19 protein-coding genes and 1 tRNA gene are annotated in these 26,948 nt (G+C 72.5%); 5 read left to right on the forward strand and 15 right to left on the reverse strand.

Annotated elements, in window-relative coordinates:
- Nucleotides 1–22: 22 nt before the first annotated feature.
- From ITJ60_RS11435 to ITJ60_RS11455, 5 genes are all read right to left on the reverse strand, one after another.
- Nucleotides 23–1,054, reverse strand: a complete 1,032-nt coding sequence (locus ITJ60_RS11435) for a LacI family DNA-binding transcriptional regulator (RefSeq protein ID WP_194647968.1) — start codon at nucleotides 1,052–1,054, stop codon at nucleotides 23–25.
- A gap of 21 nt (nucleotides 1,055–1,075) precedes the next feature.
- Nucleotides 1,076–1,546 (reverse strand): hypothetical protein, encoded by a 471-nt coding sequence (locus ITJ60_RS11440; RefSeq protein ID WP_194647969.1) that lies wholly within the window; start codon nucleotides 1,544–1,546, stop codon nucleotides 1,076–1,078.
- 5 nt (nucleotides 1,547–1,551) lie between these two features.
- Nucleotides 1,552–2,463 carry a carbohydrate ABC transporter permease gene (locus tag ITJ60_RS11445; protein ID WP_123339855.1) on the reverse strand — a complete coding sequence of 304 codons (912 nt, stop codon included), beginning with the start codon at nucleotides 2,461–2,463 and terminating at the stop codon, nucleotides 1,552–1,554.
- Nucleotides 2,460–3,437, reverse strand: coding sequence for a carbohydrate ABC transporter permease (locus ITJ60_RS11450; protein ID WP_194648030.1), 978 nt, complete (start codon nucleotides 3,435–3,437; stop codon nucleotides 2,460–2,462). The genes ITJ60_RS11445 and ITJ60_RS11450 overlap by 4 nt, the downstream gene beginning before the upstream one ends.
- A gap of 156 nt (nucleotides 3,438–3,593) precedes the next feature.
- Nucleotides 3,594–4,877 carry an ABC transporter substrate-binding protein gene (locus tag ITJ60_RS11455; RefSeq protein ID WP_194647970.1) on the reverse strand — a complete coding sequence of 428 codons (1,284 nt, stop codon included), beginning with the start codon at nucleotides 4,875–4,877 and terminating at the stop codon, nucleotides 3,594–3,596.
- Between the two features lie 295 nt (nucleotides 4,878–5,172).
- On the opposite strand from ITJ60_RS11455, the gene ITJ60_RS11460 reads away from it, so the two are divergent.
- A complete protein-coding gene (locus ITJ60_RS11460; protein ID WP_123339858.1) occupies nucleotides 5,173–6,492 on the forward strand; it encodes a glycosyltransferase in 1,320 nt (439 codons plus the stop codon).
- A 261-nt stretch (nucleotides 6,493–6,753) separates the two neighbouring features.
- Here ITJ60_RS11460 and ITJ60_RS11465 read toward each other — a convergent pair whose 3' ends face one another.
- On the reverse strand, nucleotides 6,754–8,046 hold the full coding sequence (locus ITJ60_RS11465) for a glycosyltransferase family 2 protein (RefSeq protein ID WP_194647971.1): 1,293 nt from the start codon (nucleotides 8,044–8,046) through the stop codon (nucleotides 6,754–6,756).
- A 182-nt stretch (nucleotides 8,047–8,228) separates the two neighbouring features.
- Between ITJ60_RS11465 and ITJ60_RS11470 the strand changes: the two genes are divergently transcribed.
- From ITJ60_RS11470 to ITJ60_RS11485, 4 genes are all read left to right on the forward strand, one after another.
- Entirely contained in the window at nucleotides 8,229–8,453 is a 225-nt protein-coding gene (locus ITJ60_RS11470; protein ID WP_159572594.1) for a hypothetical protein, read from the forward strand.
- Nucleotides 8,454–8,558: 105 nt separating this feature from the next.
- Entirely contained in the window at nucleotides 8,559–9,473 is a 915-nt protein-coding gene (locus ITJ60_RS11475; RefSeq protein WP_194647972.1) for a beta-1,6-N-acetylglucosaminyltransferase, read from the forward strand.
- Complete coding sequence (locus ITJ60_RS11480) at nucleotides 9,470–11,014, forward strand: lipopolysaccharide biosynthesis protein (RefSeq protein ID WP_194647973.1); 1,545 nt, start codon at nucleotides 9,470–9,472, stop codon at nucleotides 11,012–11,014. The genes ITJ60_RS11475 and ITJ60_RS11480 overlap by 4 nt, the downstream gene beginning before the upstream one ends.
- On the forward strand, nucleotides 11,011–12,192 hold the full coding sequence (locus ITJ60_RS11485; RefSeq protein ID WP_194647974.1) for a glycosyltransferase family 4 protein: 1,182 nt from the start codon (nucleotides 11,011–11,013) through the stop codon (nucleotides 12,190–12,192). Before ITJ60_RS11480 ends, ITJ60_RS11485 begins: the two co-directional genes overlap by 4 nt.
- A gap of 58 nt (nucleotides 12,193–12,250) precedes the next feature.
- On the opposite strand, the gene ITJ60_RS11490 is transcribed toward ITJ60_RS11485, so the two are convergent.
- The 9 genes from ITJ60_RS11490 to gltX all read right to left on the reverse strand — a co-directional run bounded on the left by ITJ60_RS11490 (nucleotide 12,251) and on the right by gltX (nucleotide 26,778).
- Nucleotides 12,251–13,258: a glycoside hydrolase family 16 protein gene (locus ITJ60_RS11490; protein ID WP_194647975.1), complete on the reverse strand. Its 1,008-nt coding sequence runs from the start codon at nucleotides 13,256–13,258 to the stop codon at nucleotides 12,251–12,253.
- The gene (locus ITJ60_RS11495) at nucleotides 13,255–15,252 is read right to left on the reverse strand and encodes a PIG-L family deacetylase (protein WP_194647976.1); all 1,998 of its coding nucleotides are present in this window, start codon (nucleotides 15,250–15,252) and stop codon (nucleotides 13,255–13,257) included. The genes ITJ60_RS11490 and ITJ60_RS11495 overlap by 4 nt, the downstream gene beginning before the upstream one ends.
- The gene (locus ITJ60_RS11500; RefSeq protein WP_194647977.1) at nucleotides 15,239–18,790 is read right to left on the reverse strand and encodes a glycosyltransferase; all 3,552 of its coding nucleotides are present in this window, start codon (nucleotides 18,788–18,790) and stop codon (nucleotides 15,239–15,241) included. The genes ITJ60_RS11495 and ITJ60_RS11500 overlap by 14 nt, the downstream gene beginning before the upstream one ends.
- Nucleotides 18,787–19,749 (reverse strand): glycosyltransferase family 2 protein, encoded by a 963-nt coding sequence (locus ITJ60_RS11505; RefSeq protein ID WP_185040774.1) that lies wholly within the window; start codon nucleotides 19,747–19,749, stop codon nucleotides 18,787–18,789. Before ITJ60_RS11505 ends, ITJ60_RS11500 begins: the two co-directional genes overlap by 4 nt.
- A complete protein-coding gene (locus tag ITJ60_RS11510) occupies nucleotides 19,746–20,678 on the reverse strand; it encodes a glycosyltransferase family 2 protein (protein ID WP_194647978.1) in 933 nt (310 codons plus the stop codon). The genes ITJ60_RS11505 and ITJ60_RS11510 overlap by 4 nt, the downstream gene beginning before the upstream one ends.
- A gap of 342 nt (nucleotides 20,679–21,020) precedes the next feature.
- Nucleotides 21,021–23,825 (reverse strand): alpha/beta fold hydrolase, encoded by a 2,805-nt coding sequence (locus tag ITJ60_RS11515; RefSeq protein WP_194647979.1) that lies wholly within the window; start codon nucleotides 23,823–23,825, stop codon nucleotides 21,021–21,023.
- Between the two features lie 339 nt (nucleotides 23,826–24,164).
- Nucleotides 24,165–24,236 (reverse strand) — tRNA-Gln (locus tag ITJ60_RS11520).
- 45 nt (nucleotides 24,237–24,281) lie between these two features.
- Complete coding sequence (locus ITJ60_RS11525) at nucleotides 24,282–25,280, reverse strand: NAD(P)/FAD-dependent oxidoreductase (RefSeq protein WP_194647980.1); 999 nt, start codon at nucleotides 25,278–25,280, stop codon at nucleotides 24,282–24,284.
- 10 nt (nucleotides 25,281–25,290) lie between these two features.
- On the reverse strand, nucleotides 25,291–26,778 hold the full coding sequence (gene gltX / locus ITJ60_RS11530; RefSeq protein ID WP_194647981.1) for a glutamate--tRNA ligase: 1,488 nt from the start codon (nucleotides 26,776–26,778) through the stop codon (nucleotides 25,291–25,293).
- Nucleotides 26,779–26,948 lie beyond the last annotated feature (170 nt).

The following is a 26,948-nucleotide window of genomic DNA, read 5'->3' on the forward strand; positions in this document are numbered from 1 at the left end:
GCCCACGCACCACCACACACCCTCACCCCGGCGGCGGCCCCGTCGTCCCCCGCACCACCAGGTGCGCCGGCGCCGCGACGATCGCTCCGGCAGCGCCGCCGTCGACCTCGGCCAGCACTGCCCGCGCCGCTGCCCGCCCCTGCGCCTCCGGGTCCTGTGCCACGGTCGTCAGGCCCACGGTGGCGCCGTACTCGTGGCCGTCGATCCCGATCACGGAGACGTCCCCCGGCACCGACAACCCGGCCTGCCCGGCGGCGAGGAGCACCCCGAGCGCCATCTCGTCCGATGCGCACAACACCGCGGTCGGGCGATCGAGCCCGACGCCCGCCGCACCCGCGACCATGCTCCCGCCGAACAGCGCGTTCCCCGCCGCCAGCCCTCCGGCGAACGAGAACCGTCCGTCGAGCAGCCACCGGTCCGGCACCGCGTGTCCGGCAGCCCGCATCGCGTCGACGAACCCGTCCCGCCGCAGGTGCGGCACCGCCACGTTCATGCCGGCCTCGTCCTGCCCGCCGACGTAGGCAACCCGTCGGTGCCCGAGTCCGCACAGGTGGTCGACCGCGATCCGGGTGACGGCTCGGTCGTCGACCCCGATGTTCCGCAGGCCCGGTGCGGGTCCGCCGATGACGATCATCGGGTGACGGGTGAGTTCGAGCTCGGCACGCTCGGTCGCGTCGAGCACCAGGGACAGCAGGACCAGAGCGTCGACACGGTGCCGCAGCATCGAGCGTCGGAACGCCCGGTCGCGGTCGCCGCCCGGCCCGCCCAGGTTGTAGAGCACGAGGTCGTACCCGGCCCGACGGAGTTCCGCGTCGACGCCGCCGAGTGCCTTGACGTAGAACCACCGGTCGATCACCGGGACGACGACGCCCACGGCGCGCTGCCGCCCGGTGGCGAGGCCGGCCGCCGCCGAGCTCGGGACGTACCCGAGCTCGTCGGCGACCCGACGGACCTCGTCGATCGTGGTCTCCGCCACGTTCTCCATGCCGCGCAGCGCTCGCGACACCGTGGACTTCGACAGTCCCGTGACGGTCGCGATCTCCTGGATCCCCATCGATGCGACCCGGGAGGCCCGTCAGCCGTCCGTACCGTGTGTCACGCCCGCCGGACGGTCGGCTGCAGTGCCGGGGGCGGTGTGCGCGACGGCCGCTGCGGTCCGGCGCGCCCGGTGCGGTGCACGACGACCGGCCGGTGCGAGCTCGTCCCACCCGCTGTGCTGGTGCACCCGCCCGTCCGCCGAGGGCTGTGGCTGACGACGGGTGTCGTCGCCGCGAGCGGTGCGGACGGGGGCGACGGCAGGAGCGGCACCGATGCCGTCGGTGGCCCGGTCGACGACCGCGTGGCGGCGGAGGACCGCGACCCGCCACCGGTCGAGCGCCACGACCCCGAGCACGCACACCAGCAGGGTGAGCGCCCACCCGAGAGCCGGGCGACCGGTGAACTCGCAGAACACCGTGGCACCGAGGAACAGGATGCCGAACATGCCGACGAAGCCGATCGCCTCGTCGATCCGGGCCGTGGGCCGGGTGGGTCCGCGCTGTGCCATGGTCGTCACCCCTTCACGCCACCGGCGGTGAGGCCGGCCACGATGCGTCGCTGGAAGATGAGGACCAGGATGACGAGCGGGATCGTGACGATCGTGCCCGCCGCCATCACGGCCGTGTACGGCTCCTGGTGCGGCTGCGACCCGGCGAACGAGGCGATCGCCACGGTCACCGGCTGCGTCGCGTCGCTCGAGAGCTGCGAGGAGATCAGGTACTCGTTCCAGCTGGAGATGAACGCCAGGATCGCCGTCGTGAACACCGCGGGGGCGGCGAGGGGCAGGATGATCCGCCGGAACGCCTGCACGCGGGTGCAGCCGTCGATGCGCGCTGCTTCCTCGAGGTCCCACGGCATCTCGCGGAAGAACGACGCGAGCGTGTAGACCGTCAGTGGCAGCACGAACGAGATGCTCGGCAGGATGAGCGCCTGGTAGGTGCCCATCCACCCGATGTCCGTGAAGAGCTGGAACAGCGGGGAGATGAGCGCGACGCCCGGGAACATCGACGCCGCCAGGATCGCGCCGGCGATGAGCGACTTGCCGCCGAACTCGAGTCGGGCCAGGGCGTACGCCGCCGTGGTGCCGACGAGCAGGGCGATGATCGTCACGACGCCGCCGATGAGCAGGCTGTTGGCGAGCGCCCGCCCGAGGTGGTTGCCGAGCGACGTGGAGAACGCGGTCGCGTAGTTGTCGAGCGTGACGTGCGTCGGCCACGGGGTGGCGTCGAACGTGAACCCGACGTCGCGGAAGCTCGTCACCACCATCCAGTAGAACGGCAGGAGGCACCACACGGCGATGACGATCGCCTGCACGGCCGTGCGGATGCGGGGGCCGGTGTCGCGGCGGACCCGGACGTCGGCGCGGTCGACGGCGCGGTCGCGTGCTGCTGCGGTGGACCGGGGGCGGTCTGCTGCGAGGGTCACTTGAGTTCACCCTTCTGCTGGGCGGCCTGCGTTTGCACGACGTTGGCGCCGAGGAACCGGACGAAGACGAACGCCACGATGAAGATCACCAGGAAGGTGATGGTCGACAGGGCCGACGCGGAGTTGAAGCCCTGCCGGATCTGTTCGACGACCAGGATCGACAGGGTCGTGGTGGCGTTGCCGGAACCACCGCCACCGCCGGTGAGGATCGCGGGCAGGTCGTACATGCGCAGCGCGTCGAGCACGCGGAACAGGATCGCGACCATCAGCGCGGGCTTGATGAGCGGCAGGGTGATGAGCACGAAGCGCTGGAACGTCGACGCGCCGTCCATCTTGCCGGCCTCGTAGACCTCCTCCGGGATCAGCTGGAGCCCCGCCAGGATGAGCAGTGCCATGAACGGCGTGGTCTTCCAGGTGTCGGCGATGATGACCGCCCACCGGGACGCCCATTCGCCGCTCGTCCAGAGGATCTGCTGCCCGAGGACGTGGTTCAGGACGCCGTTCGCGTCGAAGATGAAGTACCAGAGCTTCGCGGTGACGGCCGTCGGGATCGCCCACGGCACCAGGATCGCGGCGCGGACGAGCGCGCGGCCCGTGAAGTTGCGGTTCATGATGATCGCCATCCACACGCCGATGGCCGTCTCGAACGCCACGGTGACGACCGTGAAGAAGAACGTGTTGCCCATCGACACCCAGAACTGGGAACCGAGGCTGCCGGGCGGGCAGGTGACGTTGCCGCACTGCTGGCCGAGCCAGTGCACGTAGTTCGTGATGCCGGCGAACCCGCCCTGCACGAACAGGCCGGTGGCCTTGTCGAGGCCCTGGTCGAGCTGGAACGACTGGATGATCGCGCTGACGACCGGGTAGCCGATGACGATCGCGAGGAGCAGGATCGTCGGGCCGATGAGGTACACGGCCCACCGGCCGTGCTCGGCGTTGAGTCCGCCCTTGCGCCGTTGGCGCTTCGGTTCCATGCCCGTCGGGTTGGGGATGGCTGCGGGGATCTCGGTTGCTGCTGACACGTGTCGGCCTCCTTGCCGGGGGTGTCGGAACGCAAGTAGGGGCGGACTGGAGGCACGTGCCGGGATGGCACCGTGCCTCCAGTCCGATGCGGCGTGCGCCGCGTGTCGCTAGCTGCTGGTCGCCGACTTGAGGGCGTCCTGCATGTCCTTCATGGCTTCGTCGACCGACTTCGATCCCTTGAGCGCCGCGTAGGTGTTGTCCTGGATCGCCTTCGTCACCGCCGGGTAGAACGGCGTGACCGGCCGCGGCTCCGCCGATTCGATCGACTTGAGCAGCGTCGGCAGGTACGGCAGCTTCGCCGTCAGCTCGGAGTCGGTGTAGAGGTCACCGACGACCGGGGCGAGCGACCCCTGCGTCGCGAAGAACTTCTGCGTGTCGTTCGAGATGAGGAACTCGAGGAAGTCGTGCGCCGTCGCCTTGTGCTTCGAGTACACGCTGATCGCGGCGTTGTGGCCGCCGAGCGTCGAGGCGCCGGTGCCGTCCGCACCCGGGATGGGGGCGATGCCGAACGTGTCCTTGACCTTGCTCGAACCGTCGGTCTTCGCCAGGTTGTAGACGTACGGCCAGTTGCGCAGGAACAGCAGCTTGCCGGCTTCGAACGCGGTGCGGCCCTGCTCCTCCTGGTACGTGATCGCCTCGGCCGGGATGTTCCCGTCCTTGAACGCGTCGACCAGGTTCTGCAGGCCGGCCTTGGCGTCCGAGGTGTCGACGTCCGGGTCGCCGCTCTTGCTGAGCACCGAACCACCGGAGCCGTTGATCGCTTCGGAGGCGTTCACCGTCAGGCCCTCGTACTTCGCGAACTGCCCGGCATAGCAGCCGATGCCCTTGTCCTTCGCGATCTGGCAGTCGGCCATCATCTCCTTCCACGTGGTCGGAGGCGTCTTGACGAGGTCCTTGCGGTAGTAGAGCAGTGCGCCGTCCGAGGTCTGCGGGGCGGCGTAGAGGGTGTCGTTGTACGTCGCGGTCTTCACCGTGGCGGGCAGCAGCTTCGAGGTGTCGATCTTCATGTCACCGGTCAGCGGCGTCAGCCAGCTCTTCGCGGCGAACTCGGCGGTCCAGACGACGTCGACGTCGACGACGTCGTAGTTCGCGTCCTTGGCCTGGAAGTGCTGCACGAGGTCGTCGTGCTGCTGGTCGGCCTGGTCGGACTGCTCCTTGAAGGTGACCTTCTCGTCGGAGTGGGCCTTGTTCCACTTCGCGATCAGCGGGCGGACGACGTTCGAGTTGTCCTTGCCCTGCACGTAGGTGATGGGCCCGCGGCTGTCCTGGCCGCTCTTGGCGTCGTCCGAGCCGGCGCCGGAGCTCCCGCTCGAGCAGCCGGTGAGCACGAGGCCGATGACGGCGACCCCGGCAACGGATGCGAACCGCACCCTGGAGCGTGTTGTCTTCACAGCGTTGTCTCCTCATTGAGATCACCAGGGGGCATCGATCGGGTTCGACGACACTGCCCTGGAGCAGGCGCCGCTGCCTGCTGGTGGAGGAAGCTACGCCCGCCGCAGGGGTTCCGCAACCGGTTGCATCGGTTCCGTGACCTGAGCGTGACCTTGGAAGTCCCGGAGACTTCCTGGGTGAGCGCTCACCCTCGTTCGAGGGACCCCTGCGCGCCACTGCGGAACTCCGCATGAACACCGCCACTGGGGTCCTGCGCCGTTGTCCGCACCCACGGCCCCACGTAGCGTCCACGACATGGCCACCCTCCACACCGCCGACACCGTGCCCGCACCGCGCCGTGTCATCGGCGTCGACCTCGACGCCCCGCTCCCCCGTCTCGTCGCAGACGAGACCGGCGAGTCCGCCATGGTGATCGGCTACCGCGGCGGCCACCCCACCGGCACCCTCGACGTGCTGCTCACCGACGACCCCGCCGACGCTGCCCGCGCCCTCGAGGCGCTGCAGGAGACCGTCCTGGCCGACGTCCCCGCCGTGTCCGACGACGACCTGCCGACCATCTCGGTCGTCGTGTCCACCGTCGTCGACCGCGTCGAGGACCTCGGCAAGCTGCTCGACGTCCTCGAGCACCTCGACTACCCGCGGCACGAGGTCATCCTCGTCGACAACCGCGTCCGCGTCCCCGCCGGCGACGCGCTGCCCGCGATGCTCGCCGGGCGGAACGTCCGCTTGGTCGAGGAACGCCGGCCCGGTCTGTCCGCCGGGCGGAACGCTGGTGTCGCCGCCGCGACCGGCGACGTCATCGCCTTCACCGACGACGACGTCCGCGTCGACCCGCAGTGGCTGCGCGCCATCGGGTCCCGGTTCGTCAGCGAGCCCGGCCTGGACGCCGTCACCGGCGTGATCCTGCCGAGCGAGCTCACCACCCCCGCGCAGATCTGGTACGAGGCGTACTACGGCGGCTTCAGCGCCGAGCGCACCTTCTCGCCCGTGACGATCGTCCCGGACGACGTCCAGGGCACCATGCGGCACGCCCGCGTCTCGGCGGTCACCCCGTCCGGCGAGGTCCTCAAGCACTTCGCCGTCTACGGCATCGGCGCGTACGGCGCCGGCGCGAACATGGCCTACCGTCGCACCCTGATCGAGGCCGTCGGCGGCTTCGACCACACCCTCGGCGCCGGCTCCCCGGCCCGTGGCGGCGAGGACCTGGCGATGTTCATCGAGACGCTGTGGCGCGGTGGGAAGATCGGCTTCGAGCCCCGCGCGGTCGTGCACCACCGGCACCGCCAGACCATCGAGGACCTGCACAAGCAGCTGCACGGCAACGGCGTCGGCTTCACCGCGCTGATGTTCGCGCTCGCCGCGAAGGACAAGCGGCACGTCGCCGTCCTCGCCCGCCTGATGCCGCTCGCCGCGAAGGTCAAGTCGAAGCAGATGCTCTCCCGCCTGGCCGGACGCCGGGACGCCGCGACCGAGGTCACCAACGACGCCTCGACCACGCGCATCCCGAAGACCCTGGCGTACCACGAGCTGCGCGGGTTCCCCGCCGGCCCGGCCGCCTGGTTCCGCAGCCGACGCCGCTGGCGCGACGTCGAGGCCGGCCGCTTCCGGCCGTAGTCGCGCAGCATGACGGACGGGAGGCCCGTGGCAGTGTCGCCACGGGCCTCCCGTCCGTTCGTTGCCGCGTCCGCACGACGCGGTACGACACTCGCGTTGTCGTACGACGGCGAGGATGTCGCCCCCACGCGCACGCAACCGTTGCGCATGCAACGAGCGACACCCGCGTTGTCGTACGACGTCGAGGCTGTCGCCCCCACGCGCCCGCAACCGTTGCGCATGCAACGAGTGACAGAGCCGGCGGACCACCGCCCCACCCCGTCAGCGCGCGGTCAGCCGCCCGGCCAGGTACCGCCACGGCCCGCCCAGCGCGGCCGTCAGCTCGGCGCGCTTGAGCCCGCGCGTCGCCTCGGTGAACTCGGCGTCGACGGGCCAGCCGCCGCTCGCGTCGACGGGCCGCTCGTCGGCACCCTGCCCGAGCGCGCCGAGCCGCCGGAGCGCGCCGGCCGCACGCCGCAGCACCGCGAACGCCGTGGAGGGCCGCAGCACGAGCTTCGTCACCCAGGCGCCGAGCCCGGTGCCGTAGCCGATCGCCTGCGAGCGCAACGCGGCACGGTCCTTGCGGTGCTCGTGCCAGACGACGGCCGAGGGTTCCACGGCGAGCGCCCCACCGGCGAGCAGGACGCGGGTGAACAGGTCGGGGTCCTCACCGGCTCGGGCACGGGTGCCGGGGCCGAGGGCGACGTCGAAGCCACCGAGCTGCCGGACGGCGTCGCGGCGGACGGACATGTTCGCGCCGGTGCCGAACGCGCCGACGGTGAAGGGGAACAGGGGCTCGTCGACGGGCGGGGCGGACGTGCGGTACACCCGGCGCTCGAGGTTCCGCGCCCAGGTCACCCGCTCGTCGAAGAAGCGCTGCGTGGGGGTGCGGAGCTCGCCGCTGGGGACGAGTCCGGTGACGCACCAGACGTCGGCGTCGCGCTCGTAGGCGGCGGCGATGGCGGCCATCCAGTGGCGGTCGACGACGACGTCGTCGTCGATGAACGCGACGATGCCACCGGTTGCCAGTGCGAGTCCGGCGTTGCGGGCCCGCGAGACGCCGGCACGTGCCTCGCGGACGTAGTGGACGCGCGGGTCGTCGACGGCGGCCACGACGTCGCGGGTGCCGCTGGTGACGGGGGCGTTGTCGACGACGAACAGCTCGAAGTCGTCGTACGCGGACTCGAGGACGGAGCGCACGGCGCGCGCGAGCGCGACGGGGCGCTCGCGAGTGCCGATGACGACGGAGACGCGTGCGCCGTCCGCGGGGGCGTCGACCGGGAGGCCCGGTGCCGGCAACCGACGCAGGGCCGGTCCCAGCTCGGCCGGGTCCACCGCCCCGCGGCCGTCGACGCGCACGTCGACGAACCCCGCGACGTCGCGGCCGTCGCGCACCATGAGGCGGGCGCGGCGGAAGCCGCCGGCGCCGGCGAGGTGCACGGTGTCGGCGGCGAGCGCCGCGGACCGGTCGACGGCGCCGACCCAGGCAGCGCCGACCCAGGTGGGGGCGTCGGGCGAGGGCATCGCGGGGTCGAGCGTGAGTGCTCGTTCCGCGGTCGTGGTGTGGTCGGTCATGTTCGTCCCGTCGGGCCGGTCTGGTCGGGTGGACGTGGCAATGCTCCGCGCGCGTCGACAGGGGGTCAACCGCGATGCTCGGAGGATGCGGAGAGGCTGCGGTTTGCCGCCACTAGACTCGCGGGAGACGCCGGTCGACCCGCCGGTGCGACCCCGGTCCCCGCCGGACACGAGGAGGACGCATGCCGCTGGCCCGAACGATGGACCGGCTCGGCCTGACCAGGCGTCCGCGCCCGACGTTGCACCTGGTTCCGGACCCCGACGCGTCCGACCTCGTCGTGGTGCACCTCGATGCCGACGACGCCGCGTGCGGCACGTGCGGGCACGCCCAGGCGGCACACGAGCACTACCGTCCGGGCACGGACTGCGCGCTCTGCGACTGCCCGAAGTTCCGCCGCGCTCGCTGACGCGTTCCCCCTCGATCGGGGGGCGCCTGCGGGAAACCGCCGTTCCCCCGCAGGTGGTCCCGGCCTCCCTTGTCGGTGCTGCCGGGCCCGCTTAGCGTCGCGGACATGGCCATCACTCCCACGCCACTCGCGTGCATCGTCCTCGCCCACGAGGACCCGACGCACGTCCGTCGGCTCGTGGCGGCGCTCGACCCGTTCCCGGTGTTCCTGCACTGCGACGCGAGCACCGACGACGACGTCTTCGAGGCGATGACCGCCGGCCTGCCCGAACGGGTGCACGTGCTGCCGCGGATGCGCACCGGATGGGCGAAGTGGGAGAACGTCGCGGCCGAGGTCGCCGGCTACCGTGCCGCCCTGGCGCAGACCGACGCCACGCACGTGGCGCTGCTGACCGGCAGCGACTACCCGCTGGCCGACGCCGACGAGATCTCGGCGCTCCTGACCGCGAACCCCGGGCGGTCGTTCGTCGAGGCGAAGCCGCTCCCCCACCCCGCATGGGGTCGCGACGGCGGTCGGTCGCGCGTGCGGTTCCGGCACTGGGCGTGGCGGAAGCACATGCTGCGCCTGCCGGTCCCCCGTCGGGTCCCGCGCGACGTCGTGTTCGGCGGCGGCTCGCAGCTCAAGGTCCTGGCCCGGCACCACGCGCAGGGGGTCGTCGACGTGTTCGACGGGCGCCCCGACCTGGTGGCGTTCTGGGAGCGGGTGTGGATCGGCGACGAGACCTTCGTGCCGTCGGTCCTGCTGACCCCGGCGTTCACCCCGGACTTCGCGGACGCCCACGCGGCGCAACCGCTCTGGTGGATCGGGTGGGACGGCACGAAGCAGAAGAGCCCGCCGTGGCTCGGGATCGAGGACGCCGGCCGGGTGCTGGAGCGTCGCACGGCGGCTGACCAGTCGACCCCGTACGTGTTCGCCCGGAAGTTCTCGACGTCCCGGAGCACTGACCTGCTCGACGTGGTCGACGCGACCTTCGGGCTCCGCACGTCCGCCGACGACCAGCCGGTGGTGGTGGCACAGTGACCGTCCCCCAGACCCGACGCGAGGCGCGTGCGGCCGAGGCGGCTGCGCTGGCGGCACAGCCCGACGACGACGAGCTCGAGGTGTCCGTGCAGCCCGCAGCCCCGGGCGCGCTGTCCACCGACACGGACTCGATCGCCGTCGCACGCGGCTCGTCCGTCCTGTTCGGCCGCGGCCTGCTCTACGTGGTCGTCTGGTCGATGCAGCTCGTCGTGAGCTCGCTGATCTCCCCCGTGCTCGCGCACCTGATGCCACCGGCCGAGTTCGGCGTGCTGGCCTCGGCGATCGCGCTGTACCAGGCCCTGGTGGTCGTGGCCGTCTGCGGCATCGACCAGGCGTCGGTGCTGCAGCGCGCCGAGGACGGCGACGACCGGCGTGCCCGCGGCCTGATGTTCGTCGGCATGGTCACCGCGGTCACCGTCACCGCGTTCGCCCTGGTGTCGATCCCGCTCTGGGGCGACGCCGCGGGCTTCGTCGACCAGCACCCCCTGCTGCTGGTCGCCGTGCTCTGGACCGGGCCCGCCGCGATCGTGCAGCTGTCCCTCGCACTGCTCGTCGCCCAGGACCGCATCCGCGTGTTCGCCGTGACGAGCCTGCTGTCGTCCGTCGGCGGGTCGATCATCGGTCTCGGGCTCCTCGCCGCCGTGCACGCCGACGCGACCACGTACGCGTGGGGCGGGGTCGTGGCGCAGGGTGCCGCGATGGTCATCGGCATCATCGCCACGAAGCCGCGGTTCCGCGGGCTCTTCGACCACCGCACCACGATCCGGGCGTTCAAGCTCGGTGTCCCGATCGCGCTCGGCAGCCTGTCGTACTTCGTCCTGAACGCCGGTGACCGACTCGTCGTGCAGCGCCTGCTCGGTGCCGACGAGGTGGCCCGCTACCAGATCGCCTACGTCGTCGGCTCCGCGGTCATCCTGCTGCTGACCTTCACGAACCAGGCCTGGGCGCCGCACTTCGCCGCCCTCCGCGACGCCGTGGCCCGCCGCAGGCTCGCCATGCACGCGCGGGACGAGCTCTACATGCTGCTCGCCCCCGTGCTCGTCGCCGTGACGCTCGTGTCGCCGGTGGCGCTGCCGATCCTGGCCCCGGCGTCGTACCGGGTCGAGTCCCTCACCGTCGTCGTCTTCGTGGTCGCCCTGACCGCGTTCCCGGTGGTCGCGAGCGGTGCGACCGGTCGGCTCCTGCTGGTCGAGCGCCGCGGGGTGACGGTCGGCGTCATCGGTGCCGTCGCCGGTGTCGTGAACATCGCGGCGAACCTGGTGCTGGTGCCCCTGACCGGCATCGTCGGCGCGGGCATCGCCACGGTCATCGCCTACGGCATCCTCGCCGCACTGCAGCAGGCCTCCCTGCCGGACCGCCGTGAGTGGCGCGGCCCCCGACGCCGGGTGCTGCTCGCGATCGGGATCGCGATCGTCGTCGCCGCGGCCTCGCTCCTGCCCCCGCAGGACCTCGCCTGGAACATCGTGCGCATCGTCGGCGTCGCCGCGTGCCTGCCCTGGTTCTTCCGCCGCCTGAAACTCGCTCGCGGAGGATCCGCATGACCCGTCCCACCCCCCGTCCGCTGCGTGTCGTCGTCGCCACCAACGGACTCGCCATCACCGGCGGTGTCGAACGCTGCGTCGTCGAGGACGTCGGCGAGCTCGTCGCCGCCGGCCACGAGGTCGAGGTGTGGCACCGCGCCGGCCCGGACGGCGACCCGGACGAGGGCCGCGCGGTGTTCGACCGGCTCGGTGTCCGACTGCGGCACGCCCGCGACTACCGCTTCGGCATCCGGACCGCCCCGACGGACGTGTTCCGCTTCGTCCGTGAGGGCCTGCGCCTCCGCCGGTCGCGCCCGGACGTCCTGTGGCTGAACCGTCCGGAGTTCCTGCCGTGGGGCCGCGTCGTGTCCTTCGTGTCCGGCGTCCCCCTGGCCGTGCACCTGCACCACGCCCCGAACTACCGTCGGCTCGGCCCGTTCGCCGGCGGCCGGACCCGGTACCTGGCGGTCTCGGCGGCGATGGCACGTGCCTGGACCGCCGTCGGTGCGCCGCCGGACCGCGTCGACGTGGTCCCGAACGGCGTCGACACCGCGGCGTTCCCCGCGGCCACGCCGGCGAGCACGCGCCGAGCACGCGCTGCGCTCGGCCTCGACCAGGACCGCCCCGTGGTGCTCTACTACGGACGGCTCACGCGGTCGAAGGGCGTCCTGGCCCTCCTGGAGGCGTGGGGTCGCGTCCACGCGTCGGCCCGCGTCCTCGTGGGGCCCGGCACACCGCCCGCCCCGGCTCCGGTGCTCGTCCTGGCGGGTGCGCTGTACCCGCAGGACGCCCCCGCCGTGCACCGCGCGATCGCCGCGTTGCCCGAGGGCTCCGTGGTCGTGGTGCCCGAGCGCGACGACGTCGTCCCACTGCTGCACGCCGCCGACGTCGTGGTGGCTCCCTCCATCGAGCCCGAGGGGTTCGGCCGCGTGGTCGTCGAGGCGATGTCCACCGGACGCCCCGTCGTCGCGGCGGCGTCGGGCGGCACCGCCGAGATCCTCAGCGGCGAGTGGACGCGCTTCACCGTCGACCCCACCGAGACCGCCGCGCTGGCCGACAAGGTCCTCGAGGCGCTGCACGCGGCCGAGACGGAACCCGGTCTGGCGGACCGGTGCCGCGCCTGGGCGCGGGACCGGTACGGCCGGGAGCGGCACGTCGCGGCGCTGCTCCGGGCGCTCGAGGCGCACGCGAAGCACTGAAGACGAACACCGTCGAACGACGACGACCGAGCGGTGCCGACGACGACGTCGGCACCGCTCAGTCGTTCGGGACCGTCGTCGCGGTGTCGTCCGGCAGCGACGCGCTCGGCGCGGTACCGTCCGCCGGAACGTCGATCGTCATCCAGTCGATCAGCAGCGAGCCCGCTGCGTCCGCCGGGGGGTTCCCGTCGTTCGACCCGGCCTGCACGACCAGGTGCATCCGGGCGGTCGGGATGTTCTCCGTCGTGGTGCCGACGACCTCGTCGTCGACCAGGAACGACATCCGGTCGGCGGTCCACTCGATCGTGTAGGTGTGCCAGTCCTTGAGCGACGCCTCGGTCTGCTGGTGGATGCACTTCTCGGCGGGGTCGGCCAGGCAGTGCACGTTGAGCCACGCGGGCGCGCCGAGCGCTCCCTCGGGGAAGTCGATCTCACCGTCCGACCACAGGTTCTCGTCGCTCCACAGCAGCACGGCGACGCCGTAGCCGTCGACCTCGTCGCTGCGCATCCGGATGCTGTACCGGCCGGCGGTCTGCCCGCCCCACTCGCCGTCGACGAGCGGCACGACGCCGCCCGCCAGCGGCACCCCGGCGCGCGTGGTGCGCAGCCGCACGTCGAGCACGCCGTCGTGCGTCGACAGGGTCGACGCCTGGTAGCGCCCCGTCCCCGCGGTGTCGGCGAACCCGTGGTACGCGACGAACCGGTCCGAGTACCGGGACTCGAAGGTCCGGTTCGTGGCGGCGTCGGCGAAGTCCTCGCCGAACACCCGGGTCCACCCCTCGGGCTCGGAGCTCGGCATCGAGACGCCGCTCGGGTCGTCGAGGGTCACGTCGTCACCGTTCGCCGTCGTGGTCGCGGTCGTGGTGCCGGCGACGATGCCGGCAGCCACGAGCAGGGCGCCGGCCGCGAACGCGGTCCGGCGGGTGCCGGGGCGCCGCGGCGGCCGGTGCCGGGGGAGGCCGCGACCGTGTGCCGGTGGGGCGCCGTGGGCCGATGCCGCGTCGTCGGCGACGTGTTCCGACCAGGTGGGGCGGGCCTCCTGGCCGTCACCCTGCTCGTCGGTCACCCGGTCGTCCACGTGCGGATCTCGGAGAGTCCCACGTTGCCGGTGCTGTTCGAGACGCCCGTGACCGTGAACCGCACCCAGGTGACGTCACGCGGGGTGAAGTCGACCGTCAGCGCGTCGCCGCCGTTCGGCAGGGTGCCCACCGCGACCTGGCTGCCGTCCGAGAACGTCAGGGTGCCGCTGGTGACCTGGTCCGAGCTGTTCGGGCGGTCGTGCAGGACGATCCGGCCGAGGTGCTGCGAGGCGGCCCAGTCCAGCTGGATCCACACCCCGGTCCGGCCCCACGGGGCGACCCACTCGGCCGTCGGGTTGTCGGGGTAACCCGACACGACGCCGTCGACGGCCTTCGCGACGGTCTGCCCGGTGGACTGGTCGTCCCACGCGGCGGTCGGGGTGGCCGACCCGGTGACGTCCGCCAGTGTCGGTGTCGGCGTCGGCGTCGGGGTCGGCGTCGGGGTCGGCGTGGGTGTCGGCGTCGGCGTGGGCGTCGGGGTCGGCGTGTTGTCCGCCGGCCGGAACGCCCGGATCTCGGCGAGGCCGACGTTCCGGGTGGTGCTGCTCACGGAACCGACCGTGAACCGCACCCAGGTGACCTGGCGGACGCTGAACGCGACGCGCTGCACGGCTCCCCCGTTGTCGAGCGACGGGACGGCGACACTGGTGCCGTCGGAGAACGTCAGCGTGCCGCCGGTCACCTGGTCGTCGCTGTTCGGCCGGTCCGCGAGGTCGATCTCGTGCAGGGTCGTGCCGGCGGACCAGTTCAGCTGGATCCACGTGCCCGCGCGGCCACCGGGCGCCGCCCACTCGGCCGTCGGGGCGTCCGGGTAGCCGCTCACGACGCCGTCGACGGCCTTCACGGCGGTCTGACCGTCGGCCGGGTTCTCGGCGCTCGCGGCGACGGTCGCGCTGGCGGTGACGTCGGTGCCCTGCGAGGTCGGCGGGTCCGTCGGGGGCTGGGCCGACGAGCCGACGGCGTACTGCCGGCTCAGCCAGGAGCCCTCCGGGCGCGACGCGCAGGCGGAGGTGGACCCGCAGGTCTCACCGTCGTACGCGGCGTACGCGAAGAAGGCGGCGGCCTTCGCGGCCGTCTGCGCGGAACTCAGGTTCGACGGGCGGTCCGCGATCGGGTACCCGAGGTAGCCCGTGAACGTGTGTGTCGCCGTGTAGGCGGACTGCGCCTGGTCGGCGAGGTACGCGACGGTGTGGTGGTCGCTGTGGTCGCCGTCGCCGTACGTGCCGCCGTGGTCGAGCGTGTGGATCTCGGTCGGCGCGTACCCGGTGACGAGCCCGGAGAACGTCGCGCGCAGGTCGGTCAGCGAGAAGGAGGTCGGTTGGGCTGCCCCGGTGACGGTGTGGATCGTGGAGATCTGGCCCTCGTAGAGCTTCTCCAGGCTCTCGCCGCCCGTGGCCGCGAAGCCGGAGCCGTCGATGTTGCCGTCCGGCAGCTCGAGGAACACCAGGCTGAGCCGCGGGGCCGTCGCCAGGGTCGCCGTGCGGAGCGTGTGGCCGGCGACCGGGAGCTGGCCGGCGGTCCAGTTCGACGAGACGCCGGCGATCGACGCGTACGACGCCATCAGCCCGTTCTCGCGGGCCTGCCAGTACCAGGCGGGCTTGCCGGCGTCACCGGCGGTCACGATGACCGAGCGGACACACTTGCCGGCGTCGATGTCGGCGCGGAGCTCGGTGCCGGAGAACAGCAGGTCGTCGTCGGCGTGCGCCACCATCGTGAGGACCCGGCCAGCGCTGCAGTCGGCGTTCGCGGCCGCAGTGCCACCCGTCGGTGTGCTGCTCGGCGTGGGCGTCGGCGTCGGCGTGCTGGTCGGTGTGCTCGGCGGCGGTGTCCTCCGGCCTCGTGCGTCGGCCGACATCGCGCCGCCGGGTCCGGCGATGACGGCGACGACCGCCAGGACCCCCAGGACCGCCGCGGCGGACGCGGCGCGCGTGCGCCACGTCCGCCGGGGTGCCCGGGTCGTGCGGTGTTCAGTTCGTGGCATGTGCGAGTCCTGCCGGGGTCAGTTCGTAGACGGCGGTGGTGCCGGAGCCGAAGACGCGCTTCCAGTAGGGCGAGTCGGCCATGGCGGCCGCGAGCTCCTGGTAGTCGGCGTCGGTCTGGTAGCCGTACCGCTCGTCGTAGGCGCCGAAGGGCTCGGCGACCAGTGCGTAGTACTTCGTCGCCGGCCAGTCCAGGACGAGCTGGCGGGTCATCGTGGACACGTCGGCGTCGGCGTCGTAGCCCTCCGGCTCCGGGTACGCCCCGAGGACCTCACGGGACAGCGCCCCGACGTCGAAGTAGCGTGCACCGGTGTTGCTCGGGACGGCGTTCGCCGAACCGGTCAGCAGCATCATCGAGCCCTTCGGCGCGTTCGCGTCGTAGAACTGCGTCGCCGCAGACTGGCTGCGCGTCGGGACGCGGTTCCAGTCGAGGGCGGTCTGGCCGAACGCGCCGATCCCGACCATCGCGGCGACCGCGGCCGCAGCGACGACGACCTTGACCGCCGTGGGCCGCACCGCACGGGTGACGAGTCGACCGACGGGAGCCAGCCGGCCGCTGGGCATCGGGAGCCCCGCCGCCAGGATCGCGATCCACGGTGTGGCGAACAGCACGACGCGGAAGATGCCCTCCTGGCCGTAGTTCGTCGCGACGAGCAGCGAGATCGGGCTCGCCGCCGTGGCCAGCAGTCCCCAGTGCACGCGGTCGCGACGCATCAGCACGGTGATCACGGCGACGAGGCCGAGGACCACGAGGGCTGCCGCGGGGATGTCGAACGCGAGCCGTGTGACGAGCGGCTTCGGCAGGACAGTCATGTCGTGCGACGGCGGCTGCACGTTGTCGAGCACCTTGCCGACGGCCCCCAGGGACAGGAACTTGCCGAGGATGTCGTCGTTCAGCAGGGCGAAGCCGACGGCGGGGACGAGCACCACGACGGGGAGCCACCAGGGGCGGAGCAGTCGGAACACGATGAGCGTCACGAGTGCGGCGACCGTCAGGTACGGCGAGATCTGGTGGGTGACGACCAGCACGATGCCGATCAGCGTGATGGCGATGATCCGCGACAGGCCGACGCGGCGGGCCCGCAGGATCGTCGTGCGGACGCCGTCCGCGGCGGTCACCGCGGTGCGTCGCAGCGGGCCGACGGCCAGCACGAGGATCACCAGGGACATCAGGATGCCCACCGACTGCGGCGAGAAGTACGTCGTGTTGAGCGAGCCGGTCATCGCGGTCAGGAACGCGGCGATCCAGGGGCGACGGTTGCCCGGCAGCCAGTTGGCGGCCAGGACCCCGACGGCGATCGTCGTGCTGAAGGCCAGCAGGACGGGGACCCACGCGGCGATGGTCATCGCGTTGTCGATCCCGCCGACGTCCGCGACCCAGGCGCCGCCGGCGAACAGGCCGGACCACGTCTGGAAGATGTCGGCGGCCGGGTTCGTCGAGCCCCAGCGCCGGATGTACTCGAGCACGCCGATGTGGCGGGCGGCCGCCATCACGGTGGGCATGCCGTAGGTGATGGCCTGGGCGAGCTGGATCGACCCGCCGAGCACGACGACCGGGATCGCGAGTCCGCGACCGCGCACCAGGGCGACGACGGCAGCGGCGACGACGAGCGCCAGTCCGATGACCAGGCCCGGGCCGAGTGACCCGAACAGCCCGTCCGGCACCGGGTCGCCGATGTGCGTGAGCGCGGCGACGACGATGACGAGCAGCCCGACGACCGAGCCGGCGGTGACGGTGTCGGTGGTGGTCCAGCGACGGGCCGTGGCGCCCTCGGCGGCCGGCTCGAGGCGGGCGCGCTGCAGTTCGGCGACGTCACGCGGCACGGCGATCGCGAGGGCGACGGCGGTGAGCACGACGACCCCGACGAACGGCACCGTCGGGTTCCAGAGCTGGAACGTCGCCATCGTGTAGCCGATGCCGATCGTGCCGACGAGCGACGCCGTGACCGCGAAGACGCTGAAGCGTGCCAGCGGCATCGGGCGGACGAGCAGGAGGGGTGCGACGCCGAGCAGCGCGAACAGGTACACGCCGATCGCGCTCCCCCGCAGCATCGGGAGTCCGGCGATCGCGGCGACCCCGGCGACGAGGAGCGTCAGGACGACGATCGCCGCTGCGGTGAGTCGTGCGATCGGGCTCATCGCGTCCACCGCGAGCGGGCGGGCGGGACCGGCCGAGGCCAGGCCGTGCCGGAGCTCGTGGCGACCACGGGCGTTCCGGTCGATCGTGCCGCCGCCACGCAAGCGTTCGACGAGCGCCAGGAACGGCGCCGTCAGGACCGAGCGCTGCTCGACCCCGCGCAGCCGCCGCTGGGTGGCGGCGAACTCGGCGTCGACCGCGTCGGGAACGCGACCCGCGTCACCGGGCTGGTCGCCGGCGATGTCCGTCGCACGGTCGCCCTGCTCGAGGCCGAGTCGTGCGAAGGCGCTGAGCGCCTCGGGCGCTGCGTCCACCGATGCGGTGAGCGACTCGCGGTCGATGGCGTTCTTGGTCATCCAGGCTCCGAGTCCGTGGCCGTGCGCGGCTGCAGCGGTGCGGAGCGACGCGACGTCGTCCGCCGATCGCTGCCACGCGATGGCGGCCGGTTCGACGGCGATCGCGGATCCGGCGAACAGCAGTCGTGTGAAGAGGTCGAGGTCGTCGCCGGCACCGACGCGGGTGCCCGGTCCGAAGGCGGTGTCGAAGCCGCCGATCCGGAGCGCGGTCGCGCGGTGCACGGCGAGGTTGTCACCGGTGCCGTAGGCAGCGGCGGCGAAGGGGTGGTGCGGGGGCGCGTCGTCGGTGTCGTCGAGGCGGAACACCCGACGGCGGACGGTGCGGCCGGCCGCGGTGCGGTCGTCGTGCCAGCGCTGCGCGGGGGTGCGCAGTTCGGCGCTGGGGACGAGCCCGGTGACGCAGGCGACGTCGGGGTCCGCGGCGAAGGCGGCGGCCAACGCGGCGACCCAGTCACCGTCCACGACGGCGCCCTCGGCGACGAAGGCGACGACCTCGCCGCTCGCGGCGAGGAGTCCGGCGTTGCGGGCGGCGGCGAGGCCACCGGCCGGCGCGGCGATCGTGGTGACGCGCCGACCGCCGATCTCGACCGTCGCGGTGCCGCTGTCGTCGGCGCCGTGCGAGACGACGACGACGTCGAAGTCGGGGTACTCGTTGGCGAGCACCGACCGCATGGTGGTGCCGGCGGCCCCGTCCGTGCAGAGCACCACGGTGACGGACGGCAGCACCAGACCTGCTGCCGGCCGACGCTCGGGCACCGGCATCGGCCGGATCGCGCGCTGGAGGGTGCGGACGTCGATCGTCCCGCCGATGCGGCGACGCTCGGTGATGTCCGCCTCGACGAAGCCGAGCGGCTCGCCGTGGTCGCGGACGAGCAGTCGGGCGCGCCGGTAGCCCGCGGCGCCCTCGAGTGCGACCACGTCACGGTGGCTGGACGCGTGCACGTCGGCGCGGTCGACCTCGCCGACCCACAGGGCGCCGTCCCACGTCGGGGACAGCGGCCCGGTCACGATCGGCGAGATGACCATCGCCAGGGTCGCGCGGGTCACCGCGTCCCCACCGGCTGGGGGACGGGGGCGGCCGCCGGGGTGCGGACGACGACGCCGCCGAGGACACGACCGACGGCGTAGCCCGTGACGGTCGACGCGACGGAGAGCACGATCGCGAAGGCACGCAGGGCACCGCCGCGACCGATGTGGCGCAGTTCGCGCAGCACCGCTCCGGGGATGACCTTCGTCAGGTACGTCGACTCGCTGGCGAGCGAGTCACCCGTGCCGACGCGACGGCTCAGGACGGCCTTCGAGATGCCCTCGTAGTAGCTGCGACGGCGCAGGTAGCGCATCGTCACGCGGTCCGGGGAGACCCGGTGCGAGACGTTCGAGCGCGGTTCGTGGCGGATGCGCGCACCCGGACGGGCCTGGGCGATGCGGATGCAGAGTTCGGTCTCCTCGCAGCCGAGCGGCTGGTTGCCGACGCGGCCGATGCCGGAGCGGAAGCCGCCGGCGAGCATGATCGCGTCACGGCGGAACGCCATGCTCGAGCCGATGACGTTGCGCACGTCGCCGGGGGTCTCGGGCAGGCCACGGTAGGAGCAGCCGACGATCCAGAGGAGTTCGTCCGCGTACGGGCCGGCACCGGTCGCGGTGGGCCAGGACGGTGTGGCCCGGCCGCCGACGCCGACGACGTCCGGGTCCTCGAGGGCGGTGAGCATGTGGCCGAGCCAGTCCGGGTCGGCGGTCGCGTCGTCGTCCAGGAACGCGACGACGTCGGCGTCGGTGAGGGCGACGCCCGTGTTGCGGGCGCCGGACAGGCCGCGGTCCTCGGTGTTCGGGACGACGCGGAGCTCGGGCCAGCGCGCCGCGGCGCGGACGAGGAGCTCGGGTTCGTGGTCGATCACGACGACGACCTCGGGGGCCTCGGGCTGGCGCTTGGCGGACTCGACGCTGTCCTGCAGGTCGCCCCAGCGCTGCTGGGTGTAGGCGCAGATGACGACCGCGACGGTCGTCACGCGACTTCCTCCTCGAGGCTGGCCACGGCGGCGACGGGGGCGCCGTGCGGGGCGTGCGCGCCGAGCGGGGCGTGCCCGGCCGCGTGGACCGAGCCGTGCGCTGCGGCGGGGGCGGCGTGCGGTGTGGCGGCCAGCTGCTCGGCCGGCGGCACGACGCTCATCGCGGCACGACGGACCTCGGAGCGGCCGATCGCTGCGCGACGACGCTCGTGCATGATCGACTTCAGCACGCGGATGCCGTCGGTCACGGCGTTCAGGTTGCTCGAGCCGTGCACGCGGAGCTTCTCGTGGCTGGGGACCTCGGTGATCGCGAGCTCGGCGGCCGACCAGCGGCAGGTGAGCACGGTCTCTATCTCGAACCCGTCGCCCCACAGCATCGAGCCGTCGGACGGCTTCGGCAGCTCGGAGGACAGCAGGCCGATCTCCGGCAGGACGTCCGCCCAGAAGGCGTTGTAGCCGTAGCAGAGGTCGCTGTAGCGGGTGCCGAGGATGATGTTGCAGAGCATGTTCAGGCCACGGTTGCCCAGGTTGCGGACGATCGTGATGTCGTCGCTGCCGCCGCCGAGCGAGTAGCGGGTGCCCTTCGCGACGTCGGCGCCCTCGACGAGCGCCTGCACGAAGCGCGGGATCTCGTCCGGGTCGGCGGAGCAGTCGGCGTCGAACATGACGACGACGTCGCCGGTGACAGCCTCGAACCCGCAGGCGAGGGCGTTGCCCTTGCCCTTGCGGGTCTGGTGCACGACGCGGATGTCGGGCATCACGCGCTGCGCGGTGGCGATGGTGTCGTCGACGGAGTTGCCGTCGACCAGGATCACCTCGTACACCGGCGGGAGCTTCGGCAGGATGATCTCGAGGTTTCGGGCCTCGTTCCGCGCCGGGATGACGACGGAGACCCTCGGGTCTGCAGGGCGAACGGTACGTGCGGGCATGGGCGCGGTCCTGTCGGGTCAGGGTTGCTGTCGGGTTGTGGCTCGTGTGACGAGCGGCGCGTCCTCGGATGACGCATCGACGACGGTGACCGTCGTCGGTCGAGCAGCGGGACGCGGGTACGACGCCGCCGGCTTCGCAGGTGAGTGGGTACTCTCCCCCGCGTGTCCAACCATCGTCGCGGGCTGGCAGGCGGTCAATGCGCGGTGCGGTCCATTGCGGACACTCGGCTGCGGATACGGAAACCCGCAACACCGCGCGCCGGCCACGTGCCGTGGACGCACCGACAGGCGGACGGGAGGCGCGGTGCCAGCTGGCCCCGCGCCTCCCGTCCGTCACCCGGCTCAGTCCCGGGCCGCGCCCTCCGTCGCGAACGCCGCACGCAGCGCCGTCGCGAGGTCGGCCACGTGCGGTTCCCGCAGCAGCGAGCTGTGCTCGGCCGCGATCCGCACGGTCTCGGTCCGCCCGCGCAGCAGCGCGGACCAGCCGGTCGCGTCCGGGTTCGCATCGGCGAGCACGTACGTCGCCCGTCCGTGGAACGGCGTCGGGTGGTGCCGCCGGGTGACGAGCTCGGCCTGGTCGAAGAAGGCGTCGAAGTCCTTCTGCCCGCCGTGCCGCAGCACACCAGCGCTGTAGGCCCGCGCGCGCTTCGCGACGTGCTCGCCCCACGACATGCCGGACGGCATGACCCGCCGGACGGCACCGGCGAAACGCTGACCGACGGCACGGACTGCGGGGTTGCGGTGTTCCCGGGGCTCGAGCCGTCCGAAGTGCTTCCGGACCCCCTCGGCCCCGGTCCGCGGCAGGTAGGTGTCCAGCAGCGCGACGTGCTCGACCTGCTCGCCGCTCTCGGTGAGCAGCCGGGCGATCTCGAGCGCGATCAGCCCGCCGAGCGAGTGACCGACCAGCAGGTACGGTCCCCGCGGCTGCACGATGCGCATCAGGGCGACGTACCGGCGGGCACTGGCCTGGATGCTCCAGTCCGGCATGCCCCGACGCTCGAGGCCGTGCTGCTGGAACGCGTACACGTCGTGCTCGGGCAGGTAGCGGGACAACGGCAGGAACGTCAGGGCGAGCGCGCCACCGCCGGCGAAGCAGAACACCGGCGGACGGCCGGACTCGCGTGCACCGGACACCTTGACGACGTCGGGGTGGCTCGGCAGCGCCGTCGTGCCGCTCCGCACCCGTCGGGCGAACGCCCGGAGCGTCGGGTGCTGCAGGACGTCCGACGAGCGCAGGTCGATGCCGAGACGGGTCTGCACGAGCGCGAGCATCTCCTCCGCCGACAACGAATCGCCGCCGAGGGCCGAGAAGTCCTCGTCGAGGTGGACGCCTCGAAGGCCCAGCACCTCGGCCCAGATCTGCCCGACCACGAGCTCCCACTGGTCGTACTCGCCCTCGACCATCTCGGTCTCGATGCTCGGCGCACCCGGCAGCTCGGCCCGGTCGACCTTGCCGCGCTCGTTCCGCGGCAGCTCTACCATCGGCACGATCGACGCCGGCACCATGTACTCCGGCAGGCGGTCCCGCAGGGCCAGGCGCAGGGCCGCGGGCGCGGGCGTGCGCTGGCCCGGACGGCCGACGACGTACGCGACCAGGCGGGTGACGGCGGGCGGGTCGACCTGCGCGGTGACGACGGCGTCGTGCACCTCGGGGATCGCGCGGAGCGCCGCCTCGACCTCGCTCGGTTCCACGAGGTACCCACGGACCTTCACGGCGTCGTCGGAGCGTCCGAGCAGCACGAGCCGGCCGTCCGACTCGATCCGGGCTAGGTCGCCCTGCCGCCACGTCGGCGTGCCGTCGTCGGTGCGTCCGGCACGTTCGGCGGTCTTCTCCGGGGCACCCCAGTACCCGGCGGTCAGGCCCTGGGAGACGATGACGAGTTCGCCGGTCGCCCCCGGGTCGGCGGGGCTGCCGTCCTCGCGCAGCACGAGCACCTGCTTGCCGGGCAGCGGCCACCCAGCGGGCACCACGCCCTCGGGCACCGGGGCACCGGGCTCCACGGGGCAGTACGCCACGCAGCCGGTCTCGCTCGACCCGAAGGCGTTCAGCAGCAGGGTCGTCGGGTCGAGGTGCGGTCGAGCAGCGGCGATGTCGGCACCGGTCACCGCCTCGCCGGTGGTCATCAGGAAGCGGAGGCCGCCGAGCGCGGGACCCGCCCCGGACGCCTGCGCCCCGGGTGCCGTCTGCGAGCCGACGATCGAGCGCAGCAGGTGCGGGGTGCAGACGAGGACGTTCACGCCCCCGTCGGCGAACCGTGCGAGCAGGCGTTCGACCCCGAGCTCGCGGGGTTCGAGGAGCACGACGCTGCCGCCGCTCAGCAGGGTGTCGAACGAGAACAGCAGACCGGCGGCGAACGACAGCGGCAGGACCACGCCGAGGCGGTCGCCGGGTCCGGTGCCGAGGGCGACGGCGTCCTGCTCGGCGTTCGCGAGCTGCTGCCGGTGCGTCAGGACGACACCCTTCGGCATGCCCGTCGAGCCGGAGGTGAACACGATCGCGAACGCGTCGTGGCCGCCCGGGCGGGTGCCGGGCGCGTCGGCCGCTGTGGTGCCGGGCGGGTCGGCCGCTGTGTCCGTCCCCGTTTCGCTGCCCGCGGGCTCGCCGCCGGCTGTCTCGCCGCCCGCGGTCTCGCCGCGTCGTTCGATCAGCTCGTCGAGTGCGTGCACCCGGCCGTCACGGTCGGCGACGACGGTCGCCGCCAGGTCGGCGCGCGCGGCGTCCGCCACGATCTCGTCGACCCCGGCGAGCTGTGCCACGTGCCCGAGGCGGACGGCTGGCAGGTGCTCGTCGAGCACCACCACGGTGCGCCCCGCCCGGACGAGCGCCAGGATCGCGACGACGGCCTCGGTGGTCTGGCCGGCCATCACCCCGACCGGCTTCGACGCGCCACCGGCCACCGCGCCGACGCCGGCCCCACTGTGGTCGTCGGGTCGGAGCTCGGCCCCGAGCACCGACGCGAGGTCGCGCGCCGCCTGGTCCGCCTCGGTGAACGTGTAGGGGCGGCCGTCCCCGGCGAGCGCAGCGGCGTCACCGTGGAGCGCGACCACACGGTCCCAGCGGTCCAGTACGGAGTGGTCGTCGGCCAGCGGGATCGCGGCTCGGTGGGTCCAGTGCTCGGTCGTCGTCAGCGGGTCGGCGGAGGTCACGATGACACCTCGGATGCTCGTCGGCGGGCCGCCGCGGGTCCCGCGCCGGTCCTGCGACGGTACGTCCGACGCGGTACGGCCCACGAGCCGTGTCGCGCGGGGTGCGGGGTCACGCAACCCGACCGGGAGGCCCAGCGCACCTCCGCCAGCGTGCTCGACCCCCGGACGGGGACGGTCCAGGGCCGGGGGCGGCCCGGGTGGGCGCGGAGCATCGTGCGGTTCCGCGCAACCTCGGGATGCGCAGTCCGGAGCCTGTGGATCTCCGATGGAGGCGATGGAGGCACACGAGTCCGGAGACGAGAACAGCCCCCGGGGATCCCGGGGGCTGTTCTTCGAGTGCTGGGGTACCTGGACTCGAACCAAGAACGACGGTACCAGAAACCGCTGTGTTGCCAATTACACCATACCCCAAAAGGCCTGCTGGCCTTCTGTCCCCGTTGTCCGGGGCACGATCAACTACTGTACAGCATCCCGGAGGTCCACGAGACCACCCACGAGGTCTCGGTGCACCGCCGCTGCCGTCGTGGCACCGTGCCCGGCGGCGACGATGAGCTGCTCCGGCCCGGGAGGGGTCACGTCCCCCACGGCGTACAGCCCGGGAACCGTGGTCCGGCCGACCCGGTCGACGACGAGGAGTCCGTGGGCATCGCGCTTCGGGGCCGTCGGCGCGCCGGGCGTGTCGGTGCGCAGCCAGTCGAGGTCGGCGTGCCACGTCGGTCGGACGAAGCCGCCCGTCCGCGGCTCCAAGTGGCCGTCGACCAACCGGACCCCGGTCATGCCGGTCCGGTCGCCCTCGAGGTCCTCGATCACCCGTTCGTCGACCACGACACCGGCACGTGCCAGCCGGGCTCGCCCCGCGTCGTCGAGCGGGGCGACACCGTTCGTGTACACGATGAGGTCGTCGGCCCAGGCCGCGATGAGCAGTGCCCGGTCCACGACGTCGTCGGTCTCGCAGATGAACGCGAGGGGCTCCCCCGCCTTCTCGTACGCGTCGCACTCGACGCAGCTGTGCACCGCGGTGCCGTAGAACGCACGGAGCATCGGCAGTGCCGGGAACTCCTCGCGCAGCCCCGTGGCGACGACGACGGTCCGCGCCCGCGCGTCCACCTCGGCACCACGCCAGGTCCCGTGCAGCCGCCAGCCGTCGGCGTCGGGGGCCACCAGGTCGACCACGGCCTGCACGATCGTCGCCTCGGGGTACTGCTCGACCTCGGCGCGACCGAGCTTCCGGAGCTCGAGCGGGGAGATCCCGTCACGCGTCAGGAAGCCGTGCGACCGCAGGGTCGCGGCGTTGCGTGGCCGGTTGGCGTCGACGAGGAGCACCGTGCGCTTCGCCCGCACCAGGTTGAGCGCAGCGCTCAGGCCGGCCGGTCCGGCGCCGATGACCGCGACGTCGTGGACGACCGGGGTGCTCGGCACGGCCGTGGGTCCTGCAGCGCTTCCCGCGGTGCTCATCGTTCGGCGTTCAGCGGGCCGCGAGGGCGCGGAGCCGCGTCAGGGTGGACTCCTTGCCGAGGATCTCCATCGACTCGAAGAGCGGCGGGCTGATCCGGCGCCCGGAGACCCCCACGCGCAGCGGACCGAAGGCGACCCGGGGCTTCAACCCGAGGTCGTCGATGAGCGCCGTGCGGAGGGCACCCTCGATCGCCTCGGTGCGCCAGTCCTCGAGCTGCTCGAGCGCCGAGATGCCGGCCGTGAGCACGGCGCCGGTGTCGCCCTTGAGCGATGCCAGTGCGTCGTCCTCGACCACCAGGTCGGCGTCGGCGGTGAACAGGAACCCGAGCATCGCCGGGGCCTCACCGAGCAGCTGCATGCGCTCCTGGACGAGCGGCGCAGCCTTCGTCAGGACCTCGGTCTGCTCCGCGGTCGGCGGGTCGGCCACGAGGTCGGTCAGGTACGGCAGGAGTCGGGAGCGGAAGTCCGACGCGTCGAGCAGCCGGATGTGGTCGCCGTTGATCGCCTCGGCCTTCTTGTGGTCGAAGCGCGCCGGGTTGGGGTTGACGTCGGTGACGTCGAACGCCGCCACCATCTCGTCGATCGAGAAGACGTCGCGGTCGGCACCGATCGACCAGCCGAGCAGCGCCAGGTAGTTGACCAGCCCCTCGGGGATCATGCCGGCGTCGCGGTGGTGGAACAGGTTCGCCTCGGGGTCGCGCTTCGAGAGCTTCTTGTTGCCCTCGCCCATGACGTACGGCAGGTGACCGAACACCGGGATCGCCGATGCGAGCCCGATCTCGTACAGCGCCTCGTACAGGGCGATCTGCCGCGGGGTCGACGACAGCAGGTCCTCGCCGCGGAGGACGTGCGTGATGCCCATCAGGGCGTCGTCCACCGGGTTCGTGAACGTGTACAGCGGCTTGCCGTTCGGCCGGACGACCACGAAGTCCGGGAACGTCCCCTGCTTGAAGGTGATCTCGCCACGGACGAGGTCGTCGAAGCTCAGGTCACGGTCCGGGACCCGGAGTCGCAGCGCCGGCTCGCGGCCCTGGTCGCGGAACGCTTGGCGCTCGTCGTCGGACAGGTCCCGCTCGTGGTTGTCGTAGCCCTGCTTCGGATCGCGGCCGGCAGCCTTGTTGCGCGCCTCCATCTCCTCGGGGGTGACGAAGGACTCGTAGACGTGCCCGGACGCCTTGAGCTTCGCGATGACGTCGTCGTAGATCGCCGTACGCTCCGACTGCCGGTACGGTCCGTGCTCCCCGCCAGCGTCGACGCCCTCGTCCCAGTCCAGCCGGAGCCAGCGCAGGCCGTCGAGGATCTGCGCGTAGGACTCTTCGCTGTCCCGCGCGGCGTCGGTGTCCTCGATGCGGAACACGAGCTTGCCGCCGGTGTGGCGTGCGTACGCCCAGTTGAAGAGCGCCGTGCGGATGAGCCCCACGTGCGGGGTCCCCGTCGGGCTCGGGCAGAAACGGACGCGGATCTCGGACCCGGAAGCAGTGGTGAATGGCGCAGTCATGACCCGCCAATGCTACCGTCACGCCCTGCTCGGCAGACCCGTGAACGCAGAAAACCCCTGACCAATGCTGGTCAGGGGTTCCCTGGTGTTGCCTACGTTAAGTCCGGCGGCGTCCTACTCTCCCACAAGGTCCCCCTTGCAGTACCATCGGCGCTGAGAGGCTTAGCTTC

This window comes from Curtobacterium sp. VKM Ac-2884 (assembly GCF_015350945.1).
Lineage (GTDB): Bacteria > Actinomycetota > Actinomycetes > Actinomycetales > Microbacteriaceae > Curtobacterium.

Excerpts from the sequence above, each read along its gene's own strand:
- ITJ60_RS11435 (WP_194647968.1), bottom strand. The coding sequence starts at position 1,054 with ATGGGGATCCAGGAGATCGCGACCGTCACGGGACTGTCGAAGTCCACG.
- ITJ60_RS11440 (WP_194647969.1), bottom strand. The coding sequence starts at position 1,546 with ATGGCACAGCGCGGACCCACCCGGCCCACGGCCCGGATCGACGAGGCG.
- ITJ60_RS11450 (WP_194648030.1), bottom strand. The coding sequence starts at position 3,437 with ATGGAACCGAAGCGCCAACGGCGCAAGGGCGGACTCAACGCCGAGCAC.
- ITJ60_RS11460 (WP_123339858.1), top strand. The coding sequence starts at position 5,173 with ATGGCCACCCTCCACACCGCCGACACCGTGCCCGCACCGCGCCGTGTC.
- ITJ60_RS11465 (WP_194647971.1), bottom strand. The coding sequence starts at position 8,046 with ATGACCGACCACACCACGACCGCGGAACGAGCACTCACGCTCGACCCC.
- ITJ60_RS11470 (WP_159572594.1), top strand. The coding sequence starts at position 8,229 with ATGCCGCTGGCCCGAACGATGGACCGGCTCGGCCTGACCAGGCGTCCG.
- ITJ60_RS11475 (WP_194647972.1), top strand. The coding sequence starts at position 8,559 with ATGGCCATCACTCCCACGCCACTCGCGTGCATCGTCCTCGCCCACGAG.
- ITJ60_RS11485 (WP_194647974.1), top strand. The coding sequence starts at position 11,011 with ATGACCCGTCCCACCCCCCGTCCGCTGCGTGTCGTCGTCGCCACCAAC.
- ITJ60_RS11495 (WP_194647976.1), bottom strand. The coding sequence starts at position 15,252 with ATGCCACGAACTGAACACCGCACGACCCGGGCACCCCGGCGGACGTGG.
- ITJ60_RS11510 (WP_194647978.1), bottom strand. The coding sequence starts at position 20,678 with ATGCCCGCACGTACCGTTCGCCCTGCAGACCCGAGGGTCTCCGTCGTC.
- ITJ60_RS11525 (WP_194647980.1), bottom strand. The coding sequence starts at position 25,280 with ATGAGCACCGCGGGAAGCGCTGCAGGACCCACGGCCGTGCCGAGCACC.
- gltX (WP_194647981.1), bottom strand. The coding sequence starts at position 26,778 with ATGACTGCGCCATTCACCACTGCTTCCGGGTCCGAGATCCGCGTCCGT.